General features: G+C 37.5%; 14 protein-coding genes. 1 reads left to right on the plus strand and 13 read right to left on the minus strand.

The genetic code is table 11. From position 1 onward, the window contains the following. Positions 1-293 precede the first annotated feature (293 nt). A complete protein-coding gene (locus AC07UM_RS17315) occupies positions 294-959 on the plus strand; it encodes a S24 family peptidase (RefSeq protein ID WP_494681312.1) in 666 nt (221 codons plus the stop codon). Between the two features lie 75 nt (positions 960-1,034). Here the strand turns inward: AC07UM_RS17315 and AC07UM_RS17320 are convergent, their stop codons facing one another. The 13 genes from AC07UM_RS17320 to AC07UM_RS17380 form a co-directional block, all read right to left on the minus strand. After that, positions 1,035-1,961 carry a hypothetical protein gene (locus AC07UM_RS17320; RefSeq protein ID WP_494681313.1) on the minus strand — a complete coding sequence of 309 codons (927 nt, stop codon included), beginning with the start codon at positions 1,959-1,961 and terminating at the stop codon, positions 1,035-1,037. Between the two features lie 150 nt (positions 1,962-2,111). After that, the gene (locus tag AC07UM_RS17325; protein ID WP_494681314.1) at positions 2,112-5,780 is read right to left on the minus strand and encodes a PKD domain-containing protein; all 3,669 of its coding nucleotides are present in this window, start codon (positions 5,778-5,780) and stop codon (positions 2,112-2,114) included. 78 nt (positions 5,781-5,858) lie between these two features. Then, a complete protein-coding gene (locus AC07UM_RS17330; protein ID WP_494681315.1) occupies positions 5,859-8,774 on the minus strand; it encodes a PKD domain-containing protein in 2,916 nt (971 codons plus the stop codon). Then, positions 8,774-11,629, minus strand: a complete 2,856-nt coding sequence (locus tag AC07UM_RS17335; RefSeq protein ID WP_494681316.1) for a baseplate wedge protein — start codon at positions 11,627-11,629, stop codon at positions 8,774-8,776. The genes AC07UM_RS17330 and AC07UM_RS17335 overlap by 1 nt, the downstream gene beginning before the upstream one ends. A gap of 24 nt (positions 11,630-11,653) precedes the next feature. Then, positions 11,654-14,704 carry a baseplate J/gp47 family protein gene (locus AC07UM_RS17340; RefSeq protein ID WP_494681317.1) on the minus strand — a complete coding sequence of 1,017 codons (3,051 nt, stop codon included), beginning with the start codon at positions 14,702-14,704 and terminating at the stop codon, positions 11,654-11,656. A gap of 89 nt (positions 14,705-14,793) precedes the next feature. After that, positions 14,794-15,204 (minus strand): GPW/gp25 family protein, encoded by a 411-nt coding sequence (locus AC07UM_RS17345; RefSeq protein WP_047378134.1) that lies wholly within the window; start codon positions 15,202-15,204, stop codon positions 14,794-14,796. Between the two features lie 155 nt (positions 15,205-15,359). Next, positions 15,360-15,650 (minus strand): PAAR domain-containing protein, encoded by a 291-nt coding sequence (locus tag AC07UM_RS17350; RefSeq protein ID WP_494681318.1) that lies wholly within the window; start codon positions 15,648-15,650, stop codon positions 15,360-15,362. A gap of 5 nt (positions 15,651-15,655) precedes the next feature. Continuing rightward, positions 15,656-17,401 (minus strand): type VI secretion system tip protein VgrG, encoded by a 1,746-nt coding sequence (vgrG, locus tag AC07UM_RS17355; RefSeq protein WP_494681319.1) that lies wholly within the window; start codon positions 17,399-17,401, stop codon positions 15,656-15,658. 1 nt (position 17,402) lies between these two features. Further along, positions 17,403-18,122, minus strand: coding sequence for a CIS tube protein (locus AC07UM_RS17360; protein WP_494681320.1), 720 nt, complete (start codon positions 18,120-18,122; stop codon positions 17,403-17,405). Further along, the gene (locus AC07UM_RS17365; RefSeq protein ID WP_185097854.1) at positions 18,122-18,283 is read right to left on the minus strand and encodes a DUF5908 family protein; all 162 of its coding nucleotides are present in this window, start codon (positions 18,281-18,283) and stop codon (positions 18,122-18,124) included. The genes AC07UM_RS17360 and AC07UM_RS17365 overlap by 1 nt, the downstream gene beginning before the upstream one ends. A gap of 201 nt (positions 18,284-18,484) precedes the next feature. Further along, positions 18,485-18,952: a phage tail protein gene (locus AC07UM_RS17370; RefSeq protein WP_047388278.1), complete on the minus strand. Its 468-nt coding sequence runs from the start codon at positions 18,950-18,952 to the stop codon at positions 18,485-18,487. Between the two features lie 2 nt (positions 18,953-18,954). Next, on the minus strand, positions 18,955-19,386 hold the full coding sequence (locus AC07UM_RS17375; RefSeq protein WP_047378138.1) for a phage tail protein: 432 nt from the start codon (positions 19,384-19,386) through the stop codon (positions 18,955-18,957). 34 nt (positions 19,387-19,420) lie between these two features. After that, positions 19,421-20,794: a phage tail sheath family protein gene (locus AC07UM_RS17380; RefSeq protein ID WP_494681321.1), complete on the minus strand. Its 1,374-nt coding sequence runs from the start codon at positions 20,792-20,794 to the stop codon at positions 19,421-19,423. Between the last annotated feature and the right edge of the window lie 8 nt (positions 20,795-20,802).

The following is a 20,802-nucleotide window of genomic DNA, read 5'->3' on the forward strand; positions in this document are numbered from 1 at the left end:
CTTGTTTAGATTGAAAAGTTTTTTTTGTTTTAATTAGCGCATGATAAAACAAAATCTGACTACAAAACACATCAAGTATAAAAACCATTGTTTAACTTTTTGTTTACAGGGGTTTATATAATTCAAATAAGGATTTTAAATAGTAAAACAACATTCGATTATAAATATAATTTTGTATATTTGTACGGTTCTATCTGAACAGCGAAACAAATATACGAACATTGTTCGTTTTTCAAAACACAAAAGAGAATATTTTTCATATTTTTTTACAAATAAACTATAAACATATCAAAATGAACTATTTAGAATTCAAAGAAATCAGAAAGAAACTAAACATGAAGCAGGCTGATATTGCAAAATCTATAGGAGTAGGCACCAGAGCTGTTCAATATTGGGAAAAAGGCGAACGAAAAATACCGGAAACAACGGCTTATTTTATAACCAACTTACTATTGGAACAACAAAAGAAACTCAATAATGATGGTGCGTCTCCCGTTGTTTTTTCCGATTTAAAAATCATGAATGTTCCGCTTGCCAATCAATATGCACAAGCTGGCTATTTAAGCAGGTTTGCAGATGAAGAATATATAGAAAGCCTACCTACCATTCCTTTTACTGATGATGTAGAACACCGGGGTGAATACATGTGCTTTGAAGTGAAAGGAGACAGCATGGACAACGGATCGTACGAAAGCTATCTGGAAGGCGACATTATCTTATGCAGAAACATCAGACAGGATTACTGGATGAGTAAGCTGCATTATGATAAGTGGGATTTTGTAATCGTTCACAAAGAGAAAGGAATTCTGGTAAAAAGAATTATCAACCATGATGTTGAGAACGGTATTATCACGCTTCATTCTCTGAACGAATATTATGAAGATTTCGAGATCCATCTAAAAGATGTTGCAAAGCTCTTCAATATTATAAGTACCAGACGTAAGAATAACAGAAGATAACAGCCCGGGTGAATAAAATCCTCAATTTCTTGAGGATTTTATTGGGGTATTTTCAAATAAATATAATTGGATATTTTAACAAGTATATTTTGAAATACCCTTTATTCTACCTACCTCCGGAGAGACATCATAAATTACATTTGGATTATAATCCGGGAACCTTATCCATCCAATCCCATACTCATTAAATCCAACTGGATTATTATCATCGAGTTCCTCTAATTTTCCCGGAACTGCAGGAGTCATCCCATCACTCAAATAAATTAAACTACCAATTTGTGGAGTGAATGTATCCAATCTTATCTTTCTAGTCCACATACCTCCTGTCTTACAGATACTTTCTTGTATATCTATGGGGTTGCCAAACTTATTTGGTACACAACCAACATTAAAAAGATAAGGAGCTAACGGCTCATTCCACACTCCGGATTGAAAATCAACGACATCCGACCAATCTGAAATTCCACTTGGGGATGAACAATACTTTCTTATTCTTATGTATAATCGAGTATTATCATCAATCTTTCCATTTTTCATGTCAATATCTTCAAATTGGGTGTAAGCAGTATCACTAAAGCCCACCTTTGAGTAAATAATATCTGTAAAGCCAGAGTCTCTTGCGATCTGATATTCCAGAGTCGCAAGATTGCTAGTATCATCAACCCAGTAATTCATTACGATCTGTCCATATTTCAAAACTTTTATTTCATAGATCTTCGGAACATAGCAGGAAGAAGAAGAGGAACATCCATCAACCGTCAAAGAAAACTCCCTTCTGGCGACAATTCCATTTGCAACCAGTTTAGCTTCCATTTTGTAGGTACCCAGAGTCTGAATATCATCCTGAATCTCGCTGAGCTTTACTATACCACCCGTTGTAAGATATTGCTTTATATTATGTGTAGGTCCCGAAGGATCCAGATAAGTTACAGTAGCCTCTGTTATTGGCAATGAAGATTCATATCCTATTCTGAATGAAACATCACATTTTGCTGCTGCCATTATATTATGTTTTTATTGTTAATATTTTTTTATTAATATCTAAGGGGTGTTGAAATCATTAAGGATAGAACACCCCTTTATATTAGATACAGTATAAAGGATCTCTATATGAGAAAACCTTACATATTTTTCGTTTTTATAAGATTACTCTCAATACACTGTCACAGTGGTTGTATCGATACTAAATGCACCGCTCAGTGTATGCTTCGCCATAAGCTGGAATAAATAAGGACCAGCACTGATATCTTCAACTACCAAACCTGCCTCATTAGGATTAACAAGCCGCACATTCGGGCCTTTTAATTTGCTCCAGAAGTATTGAATTTCATTTGGTGGAGGTCCCTGAGCCGACCCTTTCAATCCAAATTTCCCTAATGTCAAAGAAAATCTCATACCTTTTTCTCCAGCATTAGCCTCGATATAAGGCTTCGTGACAGGACAGCAATTTACGCTATTAGAGAAGTCTATCTGGTTGATCACAATGTACCAATCTTTTATCGTAATGATTTGGGTACAATCACCGTTCCTCACCTTCACACTAATTGTTGGGATATTTTTAGGACTTAGGTTGGTATACATGTAACTCATCTTGTTTCCTACCAGAGCCTGAGGAGTAAACACCCCTGTACCCAGGAAATCCCAACTATAAGCATAATTTGCAAAATCCGGCCCGGAAACTTCAAGGTTTACTGTTGTTTGGGTAGGATTACCAGCTACATAATCAACAGATTTAGCAACAATGTTAACTGTTGGCGGTGGAATAATCTTAATTGTGCAATTGGTTGGTTTTCCGTTTACAGTAAAAGTAATTTCCTGCCCATATACCGTAGGTTTCACGGCATTTGGATTGAAGTAATAACTACCATTGCTGGAGGATACAACATCCTTAACACTATCAGTATCAGTCCCCACACGAGCTACTATAATTCCATTCGCCGGAGATACGTCAAAACGCAATTGGGCCGAATCTGGACAAGCAACACTTTGTGGCAATTTTAATTGAACCGGAGCATCATACCAAGCTCTTATTAATATCTCTTGCTTACATACACCACCGCTTACTCTCACTCCTATGACAGGGATATTGTTTGGATTCAGATTGGTGTATTTGTAACTTTTCTTACCATTTACAATATATTCCGGGGAGGAATACTGCCCATTACCCTGGAAATCCCATTCGTAACGATAGTGTTCAACGTAGTCTCCGGAAATATCAATGTTTATTGTTACATCTGTTGAACCATTAGCTGGATAATCAACAGTATAATTCCTGCTAACGTTAGGCGGTGGAACCACCTTAATACGGCAGTTAGTTGGCTGGCCATCTACCTTAAAGGTAATGTATTGCCCATACAAATTAGGATTCACACCATTTGGATTGAAGTAAAAATTCCCGTTGCTGAAGCCTATGACGTTATTCTGATTATCAATAGGATTAGTGCCAACATAAGCTACTATAGGACCACCGGCCGGAACTACTTCAGTAAAACGTATAGCATCATCTCCAGAACAAATAATATCAGTTGGTAAACTTAATCGAGCCGGAACTTTGTACCAATCTCTTATAACAATATCCTGAGAACACCCGTTACCACTCACATTCAACTTTATGATTGGAATATTTTTTGGATTAAGATCATATAACGTATAACTCACCTTTCCATCTGTATCCGGGTTGAGGGTAATCAACCCACCATCATCCCAGAAATCCCATTTGTAAATATAGTCTGTAAAACTTGTTCCGGAAATTTTAAAGTTGACGGTTGTTGCATTTGAACCTCCGGTTAGATCATCAACAGAAACAACATCTATTGTGACCTCCGGCTGCGGAACCACTTTAACACTGCAACTGGTTGGTTTTCCATTTACAGTAAAGGTAATTTCTTTCCCTTTCAACGCCGGGCTTATTGCTGCCGGATTAAAGAAGTATTGTCCATTGATTAATTCTACACCGCCGTTTAAAGTTTCATCCACATTCGCTTTTACCACTCCACCCACAGGAAGTACAGTAAAAGGTACAGCGCCGGCTTTAGAACAAATGACATTACTTGGCAGGCTTAATTTAACTTCCATTTTTGGTGTACAACAGATGTAAGGCAGTGAAAAGTCTGCGATAACTTTTGGATCTCTAACGGAATTATAAACGATTAAAAAGGTTCCTCCTTTTTCAACGCCATTTCTATGCTCCAGTCCCGGATTTTTTTCTACATAATCATTGAAATAAGCTCTTGAAAGATCTTTATTGCCCACCAGCTCTTCTAAAGACAGCGCCACAATATCAAACCCCAACTGCTCCTTATCCCGGATCTCCTCTATTTGTTCAAAAGCCTTTTGATAGTCCATTCCCTGATGGCCTTCTATATTGTAAAAAGAACTTTTATCTACACTGAAGTTTACAGGTCCTTCTATATTAGTGTCTAAAGGTAAGAACGCCAGATCATACCTTACATTCTCTGTAGATGACCGGTGATTGGTTTTATCAAAATTCCACGTTTTTAAAAATCCTTCTGTAACGTCATAGTAAAAAGGAATCGCTTTATTGCTTAGAGGATTTAATTTTTGCGATGAGGTGATTTTAATTTGTTTTTTATTACCCGAATACCTGAAATTGGATGCCTGCTGATTAAAACGATTGATTAATTCTTTGAGCCTTTGCGTTGCTTTATCATTATCTAAAACAGGCAGATTATAAAACTGATGTCTTGAAGAATCCAATTGGGTATCTGATATTAATTTTCCAAGCATGATGTGTTTAGGAAAAGAAACAAGATCGAAAAGATTTTTAGTAAACGCTTTAGGAAGTAATTTTATAATTTCAGAATAGGTAGCCATCAAATCTTTTGTCACATCATAGGCATACTGAAATCCAGCATCCAGAGCGAGACATTTTTGTATTTCATCTTTGAATATCTGATGGAGGTAAGTAACTGAAACTCCCATTATTTGAGATATTGCCTGGATCTTTTCAAAAACAGCCTGCCCATAATTATTTTTCTCCAAAGCATCAATGTACAGCTGTTTTAAATTGGAAGCAGAAACATGAGTATCGACTCCTTTTTCTGAAACGAAGCGGCTCAGGATCACCCTTTGTGGTTCTACAGGCCCCAATATACCATCTATAAACAGAGGATGAGGCTGAATACGATCTTTCCTCCCCGGTTTGCTTACACCGGTTATAGGATCAGTTACAAGAAGATCATTTCCAAGAATATGAGTAATTCCCTGTGCTGTCGTCACTAATACCTTGAGGTTCCTAACTTGCAGAACTCCATGGTTATCACAATCAACACCGCTACAAGGTTTCATCTCTTTTTCATAATCCTCTAAATACAGCAACAAATATTTATTTTTTAAATCCGGAAGATCAGTAATGGATTGAAAATCAGACCTTGCTTCCTGAGCTGTTGCCAGCTCCCAAAGCTCAATCTGCTCCTTCCCTTCATAAAATGACGGGTATTCTACTTTGAAATCATCATATACTTTAAAATGGGTAAAGTCTTTATATTCTATGTTGACAGTCTTTAAATCACTTACATACAATTCATCACTGAGCTTATTGGTATTATTCAGAGTCAGCAAATCTCCGTCGGTTGTAAGTGCCACTCCCTGAAAAAGCCGTATGCTGCTTAATAGTCTGTTTGTATAAATAAGTTTAGGTTTGAGACCGCATACAATACCTACTCCCTGCAGCAGCACTCTGGACAAACGGTCCTGGTCTTCGAAAAAATCCAGAAACTCATTGAACTGGTCCGGTCCTATATATTGTCCTTTACTGAATTTGCGGTATTGGGTTGATATATTTCTTAATTTATTATTCATTATTGTTAATTTTTTAATGATGTATTAAGGTCTTTCATAATCTTCTCAGGCAGATAGTCTGCCTGAGAAGTTATTTTTTTATTGATTTTTCTGAGGGCAAATACCTGAAACCCTCCACGCTGTACCATTTAGAGGAGCATAAACCGTAACTTTAGCAAATCTTGGATAAGGAAGATTTTTATTGAAAGTTAGCTGACCTGATCCATTCGATGGATTAGCCGTATGGATATTTGACGGACTAACTCCCGCACTTATTAAGGAAGAATTATAGCTGCTTGATCCAACGAAGCCGGTATCCCACTTCTGACCATTCCATTCAATGACAAATCTGTCTGGTACGCTAATAGCGTCATAATTGATACCCACTGTACCCATATCTGTTCCGAAATCGATGTTGTACTCGTATGCACCGGATTTTCCATTGTAATTGAAGTTATCACTACAAGGTACAAGCTGTAAACCGCTTAATTCTACATCCAGAGGTACTTGTGTACTACAACCCGTATTTTCAGCAATCACATTAAGGCTTACATGATATGTTGTATTTTCATTTGGTGTTATTGAGAATAAGTGAGCAACTACTCCACTTGCATCAGGAACGGCATTGCTTGTATGCCCATCACCAAAGTTCCATTGATAAGCGGATATTTGACCTGAGCCGGTATTGGCTACTTTAAAGTTAACCGTAGCCTGATTATTAACATAATCATAAATAGGGTTATCCATTGTTAAAGTAACACTTGGCTGAGGATGCACCACCATCTGTACATCTACCGGATCACCATTAACCGTAAAGGTAATTGTCTGTCCTAAGTAAGAATTAGTAACCAAACCAGGATTGAAGAAGTTCTGACCTCCGGATTGTGTAACGGCAGCGATTGGAACATTGTTTACAAATGCTTTCACTTCACCATTCAACGGAACGATTGTCATCGCAATCGGAGCATCTTTCTGACACAGTTTGTTTTTCGGTAATGACAGGAATACAGGATCCTTCTTAGAACAGCACAGGTAAGGCAATGAGAAGTCTGCAAGGACCTGGTTGTTGGCTTCCGAATCATAAAGCAAAGCAATCGTTCCGCCCCGCTCTACACCTGCTACGTGCTCCAGTCCTGATTTTCTTTCTAAAAATTCGCTTAAAAGCTCGCTGATCACATCATCTTTTTTAGGATCCTGCTTTACAACAGTAACGCCTTCTGATGATCCTTCTTTTGAAAATTCTGCCTGGTTAAGCAATCTCAACTGATCATCCAGTTTAGAGATGTTCAGTAATGTATTTTGTGAATTCACTGCTCTGTTGCTGACATCGCTGGAAATAGCGGTCAATTGTTTTCTGAGGTCATCTATGGATACTGTCTTTTCTCTACCCAAAACCTCTGTACCCCGTTGGTTTCCGTCTTTTCCATCTTTTCGTAAAACCAATGCAATGGCATCAAAAGCTAATCCGTATTTTGTTTTAAGATCGTTGATGTTTTGCAAGGCTGTTTTATAAGGCATTCCTATATGACCTTCAATTCTATAGAAATCATTGTTATCGATGTTATAATTCAATGGATTCTGGATAAAGTCATCTCCTGCCAGATTGGCTGTGTGATAACTTAAGTTGTAGGTTTCTCTATCTGTTTTTGCTTTTTCAAAATTCCATTGAGCCAATAAAGGCTGATCTACATTATAGTAATAAGGTATTGCTTTGTCGCCCAATTTTACATCCAGTTTGGATGGCGTAATTTTAATACGTCCTACATAAGATTGAAATCCATTTATTTTCTGTACAAAACGATTGGCAAGCATTACCACTCTTTCGTAATTTTCATCATCATTGGTCGTTACCGGTGAGTTATAAAAACCATGACGCAAAGGCGTATATTGTCCTAATTCCATTTTCGCTCCAACGGCCCCCAACATAAGGTGTTTAGGGAATGAAGCGATGTCCGGACAACATTCAACATTCAGATGTAAGATCAAATCTCTTATTTCGCCATAAGTATCAATCAAATCTTTTAGTAAATCATATCGGTATTGATAATCCTGTAGACCTGATCCCGTCATAGACAGTAAAGAATTCAATTTATCAGTAAGTGTCTGGCCTCCCAGATTAACGCTTACTTTAAAGGTATCTGCAATGGAACTGAAACCACGGCTTAATTCTGCAACAGCAGTAATCGCTCCCTGAAATTTTGACCTTAACTGATCTGCTGTTTTAACGTCAGCATCCAAAATAACCCTTCTGGCTGCCAGGTTAGGTAAGCTATCAAAAAGCTTTTCATAAGTATCATGAAGTTTATAAATAGTATCTTTTGCATCACCTCTGGTAATAAGTGCTGAAACAGATGCTGAATCTGCTAAAAGTACTTTAAGATTGGATACCTGCTCTGATCCGGTATGGTCACAATCTGCATCCTGACAGGGATTCTCATCATTGGAATAGCTTTCAAGATACAGAATGACAATTTTATCATTTAATGAGCCTCGGATGTCACTTACCAGTTTAAAGTTTGCAGCATTAGCCCCTGCAGCTACTGCCTGACTATATTCCTGTGTCGTAAACAACTCTAGCAAAGGAACTTGCTGCCCACCAATACGGAAATGCTCATATCCCAGCTCATCATTATAATCTCTGTAATATCTGTAATTCTTAATGGCAAAGCCTATGGTTGCCTCTGATGATGTATTTCCTTTTTGGCGCAGCGTTATCAGGTCTCCGTCTGTGGTCACCCCTGCCCCTTGTGTAATCTCAATAGTATCAAAGGGGATCTCTAAATCGGGCCTTCTGATGCTGTTGGAGGTTCCGTCTGTCAAAGTAGGTCCTACTTCAAGTTCTATATACTTTGCCTGAAAACCGCACACTACTCCCACGCCGCTCAGCCTGGTTCTTGATAATCTGTCCTGATCTTCAAAATAGTCGATAAATTCGTTTAATTGCCCTTCTGTTAACGCCTGATTGTCGTTGAACTTTCTATATTGGGTTGTTACGTTGTCTAATTTAGTATTCATTATTTTTTGATTTTTGATAAGTTGGATTGTCCTAATATGATCTTCCCGTCCAGAATATCACTATCATTGGCATCGCAGTCTAAAAGCCTTCCCGGTCGATAGATATTGTTCAAATGGCTAAGAGCAGTCAGTAAATCTGTAATGCTGTTTCCAAGATTCACAATATTATTTCTTGACTTATCTGAAAGGTATTTTTTAAATGCCACCTCAAATTCTGCCAAATCGTTCTGAGCGGTTTGTTTTTCACTCAGTCGATCTCCTACCCAACAAATTTTCGCTAAAATATGGGCCGGAATTTCCTGTCTGATAACGGTTTCCGCATAACGCCTGAAATCTGGATCCTGGAAACGGTAAGCAAAGCCTGGAAGAACAACACTTACTCTGTAAGAATAAGGGTCAAAAACATCGATCTCGCAACCTTCTTCACAAGAAGACATGAAGGCTTCCGAATATTTTATTGGATCTTTTTTAACGGCGTTTTCTTCAAGGTCATACATTATTCTAAAACTGCCTTCTATAGACATACAGCCTATCCCCCCCATGAGTTTATAATCTTTAGTGGTTGGCTTTAATAATAAATGCTCAACAAGGAAAATACCTTCTTCTGTAAATTCATATTTGAAATACTTCACCGTTGCTTCAATTCCTTCTTTCAAGTCTTTCAATTTTGTCAATCCTGAATAAGGATTTGTTTTCTTGTGAACAGCAATAACATTTTGTTTATCAGTATCATCTATAATTTCAAAATAATAGTTACCTCCTAATGAAACACGGATTTTAATATTTCCAATTAAACAGTAATCCTCTTCACAATTTTTCAGTTTTTCTAATATTTCTTCCGGCTTATTCTCATCCAGTTTCGCTAATGCATTTTCAAGGTCTTCCTGATCGATCTGAATCGTCTGATAAATCGCATCATTCAGGTTTTTGATGGCTATGTGCTCAGTTGTGTAGCTGTTTACAGAGGATAAGATAATATTGTTATTGATATCTTTTATTTTCCAGGTATACGTTTTTTTACCCGCATTGTCTATTGTTTCAATGATGGATACCGGCGACTGAGATAAGTTTCTCTGGGTGTAATCTTTAATTCCCAGCAAACGGGCAATTCTTTTCTGTACCCCGGAAATATTACTGGTATTCCATAGATCTGAATTTCCGATGAGTGTGTAATTATAGCCTAATCCTCTGTCTTTACTTAATGATGAATATTCTTTTAAGAAGTTTTCTTTGTTGCCTAAAACAATTTCATCGGTAGATTTTCCATACAATGATTTCATTAAGAAAGTATAGTCGCTGAATGTTTCAGCAAAACGGGAAATCAAATGGTCTAAAACTTCATTTCGGCGTTCCACACTGTTATCCAGCTCTTTATACAATGAGTCTGTAAGCTGATCATCACTTTCTGTATCATATTCAGAAACCAGTTCATCAAAACCTTTAATATTCTTAAGAGTCTGTGTAAAAAAGGTTCTTTTTAACTTACCATTGATACTTAGTACTTCTTTTACTTTTTCAAGATGTTTGAAATAGCCGGCAAGGATCTGATCAAAAAATAACAAATACCCTTTCATTTGTTTAGCCAGAGCTTCTCTCTCCGGGGATTGATTTCCTATAATTCCTGATTCTCCTACGCCATAAGTATCCGGAAATTCATTCAGGATAGTAGCATAGTTCGCAATATCATATGAAGTTCCTTGCGGTAAAGACAATTCTTTATTCTGTCTTGCATCCTCTCTAAGTACTTCTTCCTCCCTTTTAAGAGTTTCTAAGTAATCCTGAACTTTTTTGTCATTGATATTTAACGGAAGAGCTCCTTTACTATAACTGAATGAACTCAGCTCACACAGTTCCGGTTTTCTGCCTTTTTCAATACATAGCAGCCAATCATTATTTTGCCTGATCATGTTATCACAACCTGCAATGGAAACGTCATGGATTTCTTTAATCCCTTCAATTTTCATGATCTCACTGATGATATCGGAAAGACGAATTTCTCTTCTTAACTGGCTGTTTTTAAGTTCTTCAGTATCAATAAAACCGTTATCCAAAAGAGGTCCCTCAAAGATCTGATCTGTAGTAAGACCCTTATCAAGCATTTGCTTCAGTGAATAGAAATGAACCTCCGGAGACAGATAATTATTGATCGCTCTGATTACTTTAGCGTGCACCAGTTCTTCATCTGCTTTGCTGACAAGCCCTAGACGGGCACATACTGCCACTTTCTGGATTTCGACTTCTTTAATTTCTGCCAGATCTTCACAAAGCCCTCTATTGGCGTGGTAACTGTCTAATATTTTGACATTAACATTAGATTTATCGCATCCGATACCATCCAAATCAATATCCTCAGCATAATCTACATAAAGGTCATACACTCCTTTTACGTCAAAGCTTTTTGTTTTTTCACCGATAGGTTTAAAGTCTAAATCCCCGGTTTTGCAATCAACGTATAATTTTTCATTTTTAGGAACTAACCAACAGTTACGGATTGGTCTTTTAAGACTTCCCGCCATGTTAATATCTATGAACAACTTTCTGTAGTCCAGTTCGTTTAAAGGTCTTGACGGTAAAATTTCTGCAGCGTTTAAAAACTGAGTATGAATGTCTGTTTTTACATCATCAGATGCTAAGATATCTTCCATATTCAGGTTCATTCTCATCCCAAGATCCGTTATGGCATAGCTTAGAACTTCCAAAGTGGTGATCCCAGGATCATGAGAATTATAATCGGTCCAGAGTTTTCCTCCTAACTTTTCTATGTATTCAATCCCTGTTTTGCGTAGAAAATGAAAATCTGTCTGATCTCCGGTTTCTATATTTTTTGATATACTAATATGTTTATTTTCTGACATGATTATGTTTCTTCTTATTTATTATTAAATACATACCTGTTCTGTAATAGTGACATTGTGCTGCTTGGCAGATACCAGAATTGATTTTGGATCCACTTCGATTAAAGATTTCCTTTGCGGGATATTGTTCACCAGTATTTTAATATCATCAATGTAGTCTACATAATACAGCTGTTCCAGATAGTTAACCAGCTGATTAACATTCAACTCTACATTAAAATCAATATTTTCAGAGTCTGTAAAAGCCCAGGGCGATATGTATTTTTTAATATCTTCGTCCAGCTGTTTGATGTAAAATGTTTCGTCATATTGCTCAAAGAACTTGACCTTTGTTTCTACTTTTGCTTCTTTATAATTGGGATTAATTACCTGAGCGGTCACATGCATTGTATTTAATTCATTTACATAATTTTGAATTTTATTCAAAGAGGCTCTGCTTACTCGGGGCTGATAGATGTCAAAAGCATTTTTATTTTTAATATTCGGAACTACCATCAGGGTTACATAGCCCGGAGCCATATAGGACGTTTCGGAAGTATGATTTAAACATTTTACTTTAAAGACTTCCGGGAATTCCTGTAATACCAAATGTTCATAATCCCATTGTGTAATGGCTCTGTGCTTATGCCTTAACCGCTCACTCACCCGTCTGTAAAACTCCGCATCTGTTTCTTTGTATTTACCGTCAAACGAGTTATAAGGCTGGCTGACTGATTTTACCTGAGGAACTCTGGAGATCAGCTTAGCAATGGTTTTTGCTTCCAATCCGTTATTGAGATGAGACAGATCATTGTCCTGATTCTGAAATGTCGCTAAAACAGCCTGAGTATAAATTCCCTGAATTTTACATACTGCATCATAGCTTCTTTGTGATTTGGCTCTGATCCAGACTAATCCGTCGGTAAATCTTGTGTGGCTTTTGTCAATATCTTTAGGTACTTTAAACTTAACAATCCCTGACTCCAGGAACTTTCTCGTCTCGTTCTGCAGCATATAATCCGATAAACTCATCCATGCATTGCCTGAAAGAATATGCCATTCTATAAACTCTTTTTCCAGGAAGGTATCCACTAAAGGATTTTCACTTCCTTCCAGCATTTGGATTAATAGTGAAACGGTTGTCTGAGGCATTGCTTCCAAACCGATGTACAATTCGCCTCCATTTTGGTGCGCAGGTACAATGCTATTGGTTTCGACTTCTTTTTCATATTGTCCGAATGCATCTTCATGATACAGCTGCACTTCTTTATTTTTTGAAGCTTCTCCGGCAGAATTTATTTCTAAATACGAATATGCATTTTCTTTTGCGCTGTAATTCAACTCTATGTCTTCAGCAAAAGGAATATAGGGCTCGTTGGGAATAAGTTTTTTAAAAGTCGGATTACTTGATAATGCCAATGTATAGAGTTTAGGATATACATCCTGTAATGACGACTGATTAAGTGTTACCCTGATCGTCTCACTTGTTCCAGCCTTATTACTTGCATTATTTACAGAAAACTGGATTTTATAAGCATCTTTTTCTTTACTGAACACATCAATATCATTGGCCTTTTCGTACCAGATTTCCTTATCCAGCAATGCAACATCCGCTTTGAAGTAAGCATCAGAACCTACGATTGAAGAATTTTTTAAGCCCTCAAAATCGGTTAAACTGATGTTTTGATTAGGCTGAATAACATATCCGCTGTATAAATCTTTTATAGAATCCGGAGCATTCTTCCAGTTGATCGTAATGTCTGCATTCTGCCATTTTTTGGAAAACATTTCAGGACATCTGATATAAAAATTAGATCCTTTAACAGGCTGTGCGGTGAAAGGATAATAAGGCTTTTCTGAATTTAATGCCCCGTTGTCATTTTCTATCTGAATTGATTTTACTCCTTTTACATCAACTGTTATTTCTATATTTTTTATCAGTTTTTCTGAAAGAGCTTCATACATATCGTAGTATTTTTCTCCTTCGATCATCAACCTTATAACAGGAAAACTGGTTTGAAATGTTTCTGCCAGCACTTCTTTATTGTATTTTACAACGGCCGGGAAATCTTTAGGTAATGTAATAGAAAGCTCTAATCTTCCTTCTTCGTTTTTAAGACATGTTAAAACAGCACCTGACAACCATTCCTTTTCCCCGCTGCAAAGCACTTTGATATTATTTTTAATATCTGTTTTTGTAAGATTCTGTAATTTCTGGGTTGAATTTTTATTAAAATCTATTTTAAGAGTGACGGTACGTTCTCCTTCTTTTAAATCAAATAATGAGGAGGCAAGTGAAAAGCCCAGTTTAGCTTTTGGAAGTTCTTTATAAATAGATTTATTTGAAGCGGTTTCATCGGAATTATAGCCAAACGGCCACCAATAGTTGCTGTCTTCCGGTAATTTATCTCCCAAACCGTCGGCAGAATTGGCCACCGAAGCCATTTTCAGTTCTCTCTTTTCCGCATCATTTAAGAAGCTTTTGATTTCAACTACTTTGGCCTGATTGGCAACAATTTCATCGCCTGTTGTGTAAACTCGTTTTTTTCCGTTAGCGTCTTTACCTCCATCCAACAAAGTACCGGCTGGAATTTTTTCCTGAATCGCTTTTTTGGCGAGTTCAAAGATCACATAAACCTTATCTGATTTGGCATCACTTTTCTCAATTTGAAGAATTTCGTTATAATAGAAATCCAGGTGTCTTTTTGTCAGATTATTGAAGGCTTTTTTTGAGAAATCCAATAATTTTAAAAAGCACACAAATAATGTCAGGTGAGGGGTAAGGCTGCTATCCTGTTCAAACTGGGACATAAGATCTGTAACCTGTTTTTTCATACTTTTATACTCAACGCTTTCTCTACGTGGGATCGCATCGGCATCATCACCCAGGAAGAAGTTTCCCCATTTCCCTTTTGGTGTTGTATTATTACCTTTGTCAAAATAGTTTACATGACTTGCAAAATTGTTTGCGAATAATAGCCAGTCAAACAAATCGAAATCGTGTAACTCAAGATTCCCAGGATCTAATTCTGCTAAAAAGCGCTGCATTTGTGATTTTCCTTCACGATAATGTGAAAATGTATCTGTTTTTTTCATTTGTTTATATTTATCTTTCTATGGTCAGATGCAATACTTATTGTAGTGTTTGGTAGTATTTAAAATGGCTACAGACATCCCGTAATTCATTATATTTCGGTAGCTTCTCCTTTGTAAAAAGGGAAAACCATATTGCTTCTTGTATTAGTATTTCTTACTTCGTAGTCAACCTGTATTAAAACTTCTCCCTGAAGCTCTTCCTGAGTATCAATTTCAATACTTAGAATGTTGATTCTGGGTTCATGGTATAAAATAGCACGCTCAACGATTCCTTTCATTTGGGTAATCAGCGTTAAGTCCAGAGGTTTAAAGAGCATTTCCTGCAGGTCACACCCATAGTTGGGGAACATGACACGTTCACCAGGGCGTGTTGACAATAAAATCTTAAGGCTGTTATTGATGTCTTCCACATCTGTGGTCATGGCCAGTTTTCCTTCAGTTTCATTAAACTCAGGCGGAAAACTCCAGCCTGTTCCTAAAAAATCTGTATTTATTTTCATACGTTAAATTGTTATATTGAATGTTCACATCCTGCATCTGTAGCATAGAGTTTTGGTTATTTTAACCGTTTTTGTTATTGATGTTTTACATTTTTAGTTTTAGTCAGATCCTATTGATAGGGAGCTTATGATTGTATTAAAAGCTGCCTTCCCTATTATCCGCCTATTAAAACAGTAGCTTCACCTGCGGTTATCACTCCTCCATGAGCGGTAGAATCCCCCATTCTTGCGGCAGGTTTCCCACCTATTAAAACACTTGAAGATCCTGATGCAATAGTGTCCGGTGGTCCGGTACATACGGCTTTGTCTCCTTGTCTTGCTGCAGGCATTCCGCCGATAAGCACTGTGGGTTCTCCTGCCGGCATTATAGGACCTCCTACATGGGGAACATTTCCCGCTACCATAGGGCAGGTATGCATATCTGTAATTCTTGCTGCCGGTTTCATGATTATTAATTAATTTTAACTTGAGATCCTTTTACTACGGTTACTGCTCCTGATTTAAGCTCTGAGCCGGAACTGCCTTCTGCTTTGAATTGAGCACTTGCTTTTATATTGATATTGGTTCCTTCCATATTAATGTCTCCTTTTGCTTTGATCTTGATGTCTTTCCCGCTTTCCATACTGATACCGTCTTTATTAAGGGTAAGAGTATTAGAATGTTCATCTTTTATTGTAATGACATCGGCATCTTCGTCTACAATCACTTTTTTACCTTTTGGTGTTTCCAGTGTGTATGAAATTTTGTCGTCATTAAAAATCATTTTCATTTCACTTCGGGTAACAAATCCTTTTTCGTGATTATCGTCAGAAGCTACGATAGGAGCTGGTTTTGCACTGCTGTTCAGCATTCCAAGCACAATGGCATCATTGGGGTCATCATTAATAAATCCGATGATAACCTCATCTCCGATTTCCGGTCTGAAGAATGATCCTCTGTTTTCACCTGCATCAAGGGTCGCAATACGTGCCCAGATTCCTTCTTCCTCGCTATTAATGATAGGAATCTGTACCAGAATTCTGTCTTCTCCGTCCGGATCTGATTCCAGCTGTGATACTACCCCTACATGCAATCCACTTATGGCAGGCATAATTCCTGAACCTGGCCTTTCACTTACATCATAGGTTTCGGAGAACCATGTTGGAGAAACTCCGAATTGAGCATCCACCAGCCAGTTTCCTTCGGCGATTTCATGGCGGACACCGGTTACGTATATTTTCCCGTTGAATCGGTTTCCTACTCCTTGCAGTGTTAATGAAGCTCCTGGTATCACAAATGGGATTCCTTGAAGTTTTACCCTTCCTCTTGTTTTGGCTAATTGCTGGAAAGTGGCTTTGGCATCACCCCATTCCTGCAGCTCACTTTGAGTAAGATTTCCACCATGCTTAAGCTGCAGATCTTCAATTCCGAAGACATCTGCCAAATCACCTGATGAAAGGTTTCCATTGAGCTTAATCGCCGGATCCTGAGCTTCCACTTCCGTCAGTTCCTGATCGGTATAGCTCCATGTTTTGGCTGTAATCTTGCTGAATTGATCTCTGGCGTCAATTTCCCCGTCAAATTCATGTACAGATGATCCGTAAACCACTGTTTCTACGGCTTCAGCGCTAAAATCAGGCTTAGCAATTTTGATGGTTCCATCTTCAACGAAACAAAGTTTACCGTTTGCCTGCGCTCTGGTTAGCATGAAATCCCAATCAGAAGCCTGGTACTGAACCAATTCCTTATGAGAATTTGAAGTAGCTTCCACATCGGCGGTAAGCCCGTTATTACTAATGAGTTCTTCCATGACATCACTGTCTGTACTTTCGTAGAAATATTTGCTTTTTCTTCCTAAGGTCATTTTTACAGCCTTATCTCTGCATTCTACAATCAGGTAAGAAGATCCGCTTCTGATTTTTATGTTGTGCTTTACCACAACTCCTTTAAAAATGGTTTCTTCTTCAGAATGGTATCCAGCGGTAATCTCAATTTCTTTTCCGGGAATTAACAGATCCTCATTACTGAGCTTGAAATCCTGTTCCGGTACACTTCCGTCTAAAATAACAATGCGGGCATATGGAATTCTGTTGAATTCTTTTTCCACGACAATGCTTTTCACACCGTATTTCCCCGGCAGTTCTGTTCCTCCGGACATGACCTTATAGGTGACTAAATCCGGATTTTTTGCTGTTTGTATGTATCCGCTATTATTCATATTATGAAACTTTTTCTAATGGCGGAAAGAATAATTCCTGTCCTGGTTTTAACTGTCTGAAATTGACAATATTATTTACTTTAGCGACCTCCAGATAGTATTTGGAATCTCCGTAAATTCTTTCGGTCATTAATGGTAGTGTATCGCCGGCTTGTACTGTTCTTTTGTGGGTAAGATCCGGTGATTCCAGCTTTTCAATTTTACCGGCAAGTTTCGGACTTGTTGATTCACTGAATGTTGCCTTTCCTATGGCTCTCAGAGGCTGCCCTTCGTTGTCAAATAACTTATATTCTATCGTTAATTCAGAAAGCACACCTTTAAATTCAAAACTTCCCCAATTAAGGATAACATTATAGGGTTTATGGATAGAGCCCACAAGCTCGCCTGTCGCCTTATAAAAATCTTTAATCTGTTTTGTTACAGCTGTTTTTGCAAAAGATTTTCCTTTAATTTTATTGATCAGTTTAAGCCCTGAATTTGCTTCCGTAACCCCTGTCCCGTCAAATAGAAATTCTAATTGCAAATCAGGTGATGCTGATGAGGTATATCCTAAATTAGGTTTAGAATTCCCATCTGCCTGATCTGTATTATATTTCGTTTTATAGGTCATAGAAAAACCTGTCGGATTGATAAAAGCTTTAAAAGCACCATTCTGAATTCTTTTTTCATAATCAGAGTTTTCGTATGTTCCGATTGTTAGTTTTTGAATTGCTCCTCTCATTATCTTTCTTTTTTACGGTTTTCTATCTTTGCTGCCTGCTCTACACTTTCGCTGATGGCGCGCATGAGCTGTGCTTCATCTACCGATGTGGCAGTCGTCGTTGCTGCTGCTTTTTCGTCCACATTTATTTTAATGTGAAGCTCTTTTATTTCTATTGGCATTTCGTTTGTTTTTTAATCGATCATTAATATTCAAAACACTAATAACCAATGATTTAACATATTTATTTTTAAAAATCTAAGCACATGAAGGGTGTGTTCAGTCTCTGTTATAGACCAATCTGTTGTTTTTTATGAAAAAGATTTGGGTAAAAGTTATCTTTAAACTAACACACGTTCAGGTGCTTAGATTTGATTTAGAAATTACAAGCCTAAGCTTGCTAACGATGAGGGTATTGTGAAATATCTATATTTCAGTTCTATGGTTTCAATAGCAAGTTTGCTTTCTTCTGCGTTGAATTCGGATACTTCCCATCTTACGGGATATGCTCCAACTACATTCCAAACCATTAGGGGTGCTGTAGATTGAATCCCGCCTGAAAGGGTAATGATCAGGTCTCTGGGTTCAAACTGGAAGTTTTCCATCGCATTTCTACACCAGCTTATCAATCCGGAACTTACGATTAACCCACGTTTAAGAACTAAATTAGGATATTTGGGTCTCAAAGGAAGCTGGTGTGTAAACCTGTTTTCGCCTCCTTCGGCATATTCTTCAGTTCCAATTTCTGTTGATAAACCAGATATAGATTGAAATCTGGAGTCAATACCCTCTGTTGTTGAAATCCCATTAACAATAAAAGAGAAACTGGTTGGAGGATATAAAACTGCCATGATTAGTTATTTTCAATAGTTAATCCTTCGTGTGCAATTTCTAAGGTTTCAATAGCCACCTCGTTACCTTCAGCTTTCAGATCTGTTGATTGTAATTTAAGCGGGAATGCATTTTTCACTTTCCACGTTACTGCAGGAGCTCCTGTTTCATCTAAAAGGGAGATCGTAATAGATCTGCGCTCTACTGTGCTTAGCTGAATACTCTGAAACCAGTCGAAATATTCGTTATCTGTTTTGAAAGTTCCTCTCTTTAAAGTGATGTTACTGAAACTTTTCATTCCAGGCATTTTAATTTTACTAAAGTCAGGGCTTGCACCATGTCTGTATTCGATTAAAGCTGCTTCAACATTTAAACCGCTTACTTCCTGAAATCCTACTTTTGTTCCGCCCCAATCTACTTCAAAGGCAAACTTTACTAATGGATATGTACTCATAATGTATTTATTTTTAGTTGTTATTTAATTTAGCTTATGCTTCCTGTAATTTGTGTGAAAAACGTAACACGATAAATTCAGCCGGACGTACTGCTGCCATACCGACTTCAATAATCATTCTTCCTTCTAAGATATCCTGAGCTGACATTGTTTTGTGTAAACCAACACTTACATAATAAGCTTCTTCCGGCTTGCTTCCTGCTAATGCACCGTCTCTCCACTGCTGATCAAGGAAATTTTCGATCATTGCCTGTACACGAACCCATGTATTAGCGGTATTCGGTTCAAAAACGAAACGTTCTGTAGCTTTCTTCACAGATTCTTCTACCATATTGAAGAATCTACGTACAGATACATATCTCCATTCGTTACTGTTTCCATCCAATGTTCTTGCCCCCCAAACTAATGTACCTTTTCCTGTAAAAGTTCTGATGGCGTTGATTGATTTTCCTGCTACTGCATCTACGTTGAGACCGTCTTGCGTTTCATTAGAAATTTTTACAACAGGTGCCAGTACATTGCTGATTGCTAAGTTGGCTGGTGCTTTCCATACTCCGGAAGTACTGTCTACTTTAGCATAAATTCCGGCAATTGATGAAGATGGAGCCAATACTACTCTTTTAGATTCAATTTCTTTTTTAGCCTGGTTATACAACGCTGAACTTTTTGATTTCAACCATGCTAAAGTATTTCCATTTTGAGGCATTGTAACATCTACAAGAACTCCTAACTCATTCAATTCTTTATAGCTCTCGATTTTAACATCTTTATCATCAAAGCTATAGCTTAAAACAGTCTCCAATTTTGGATAATAGGCAGCTCCATATTTTAATCCTGTAGCATCTACTCCAGCTCTAAAAGCGGCAGCATCTGCAAAAACATCCATAATAACGAATCTGTCTTTCAAATCTTCTGCCTGATCCAAAGCTTTATTGTATAATTTGTAAGCATCTGCTCCTAAAACTTCAGCATCCGGGAAAACAATAAGTGTTGGTTCGTCTTCTTTTTCTAATGATTTCAATCCGAACCATAAACCGCCTACAAGTGTTTCTGTTCCTAAGACAATAGGTTTTTCATAGTCTGCTACTGAAACAATATAGCATGGTCCGCCACCGTTAGCAAAATACATTTGCATAGCATAATGCATTTTATAAGGACTTAGCTTGGCATTGTCTACTTTTGCAGTTACAACAGTATCTTCAATCGTAACAGAGAACGCTGTTTTTTCATCTTTTGCTGCTCCAAAAATCGTTTCGTATTCCAACATAGAAGAGATTCTTGTCGGTTCATTTCTTGGTCCTTTATCCGTATGTCCGATAAAAGCTGGGATAGCTGTTTCTACTTGTGCTACAGATGGTGGGAATTTCGCAGTTTCTTCTACGTAAACTCCAGGTGTTTTGTAATTCATTTTTTAAA

The sequence above is a fragment of the Chryseobacterium sp. GW821-FHT04C04 genome (genome assembly GCF_059420365.1).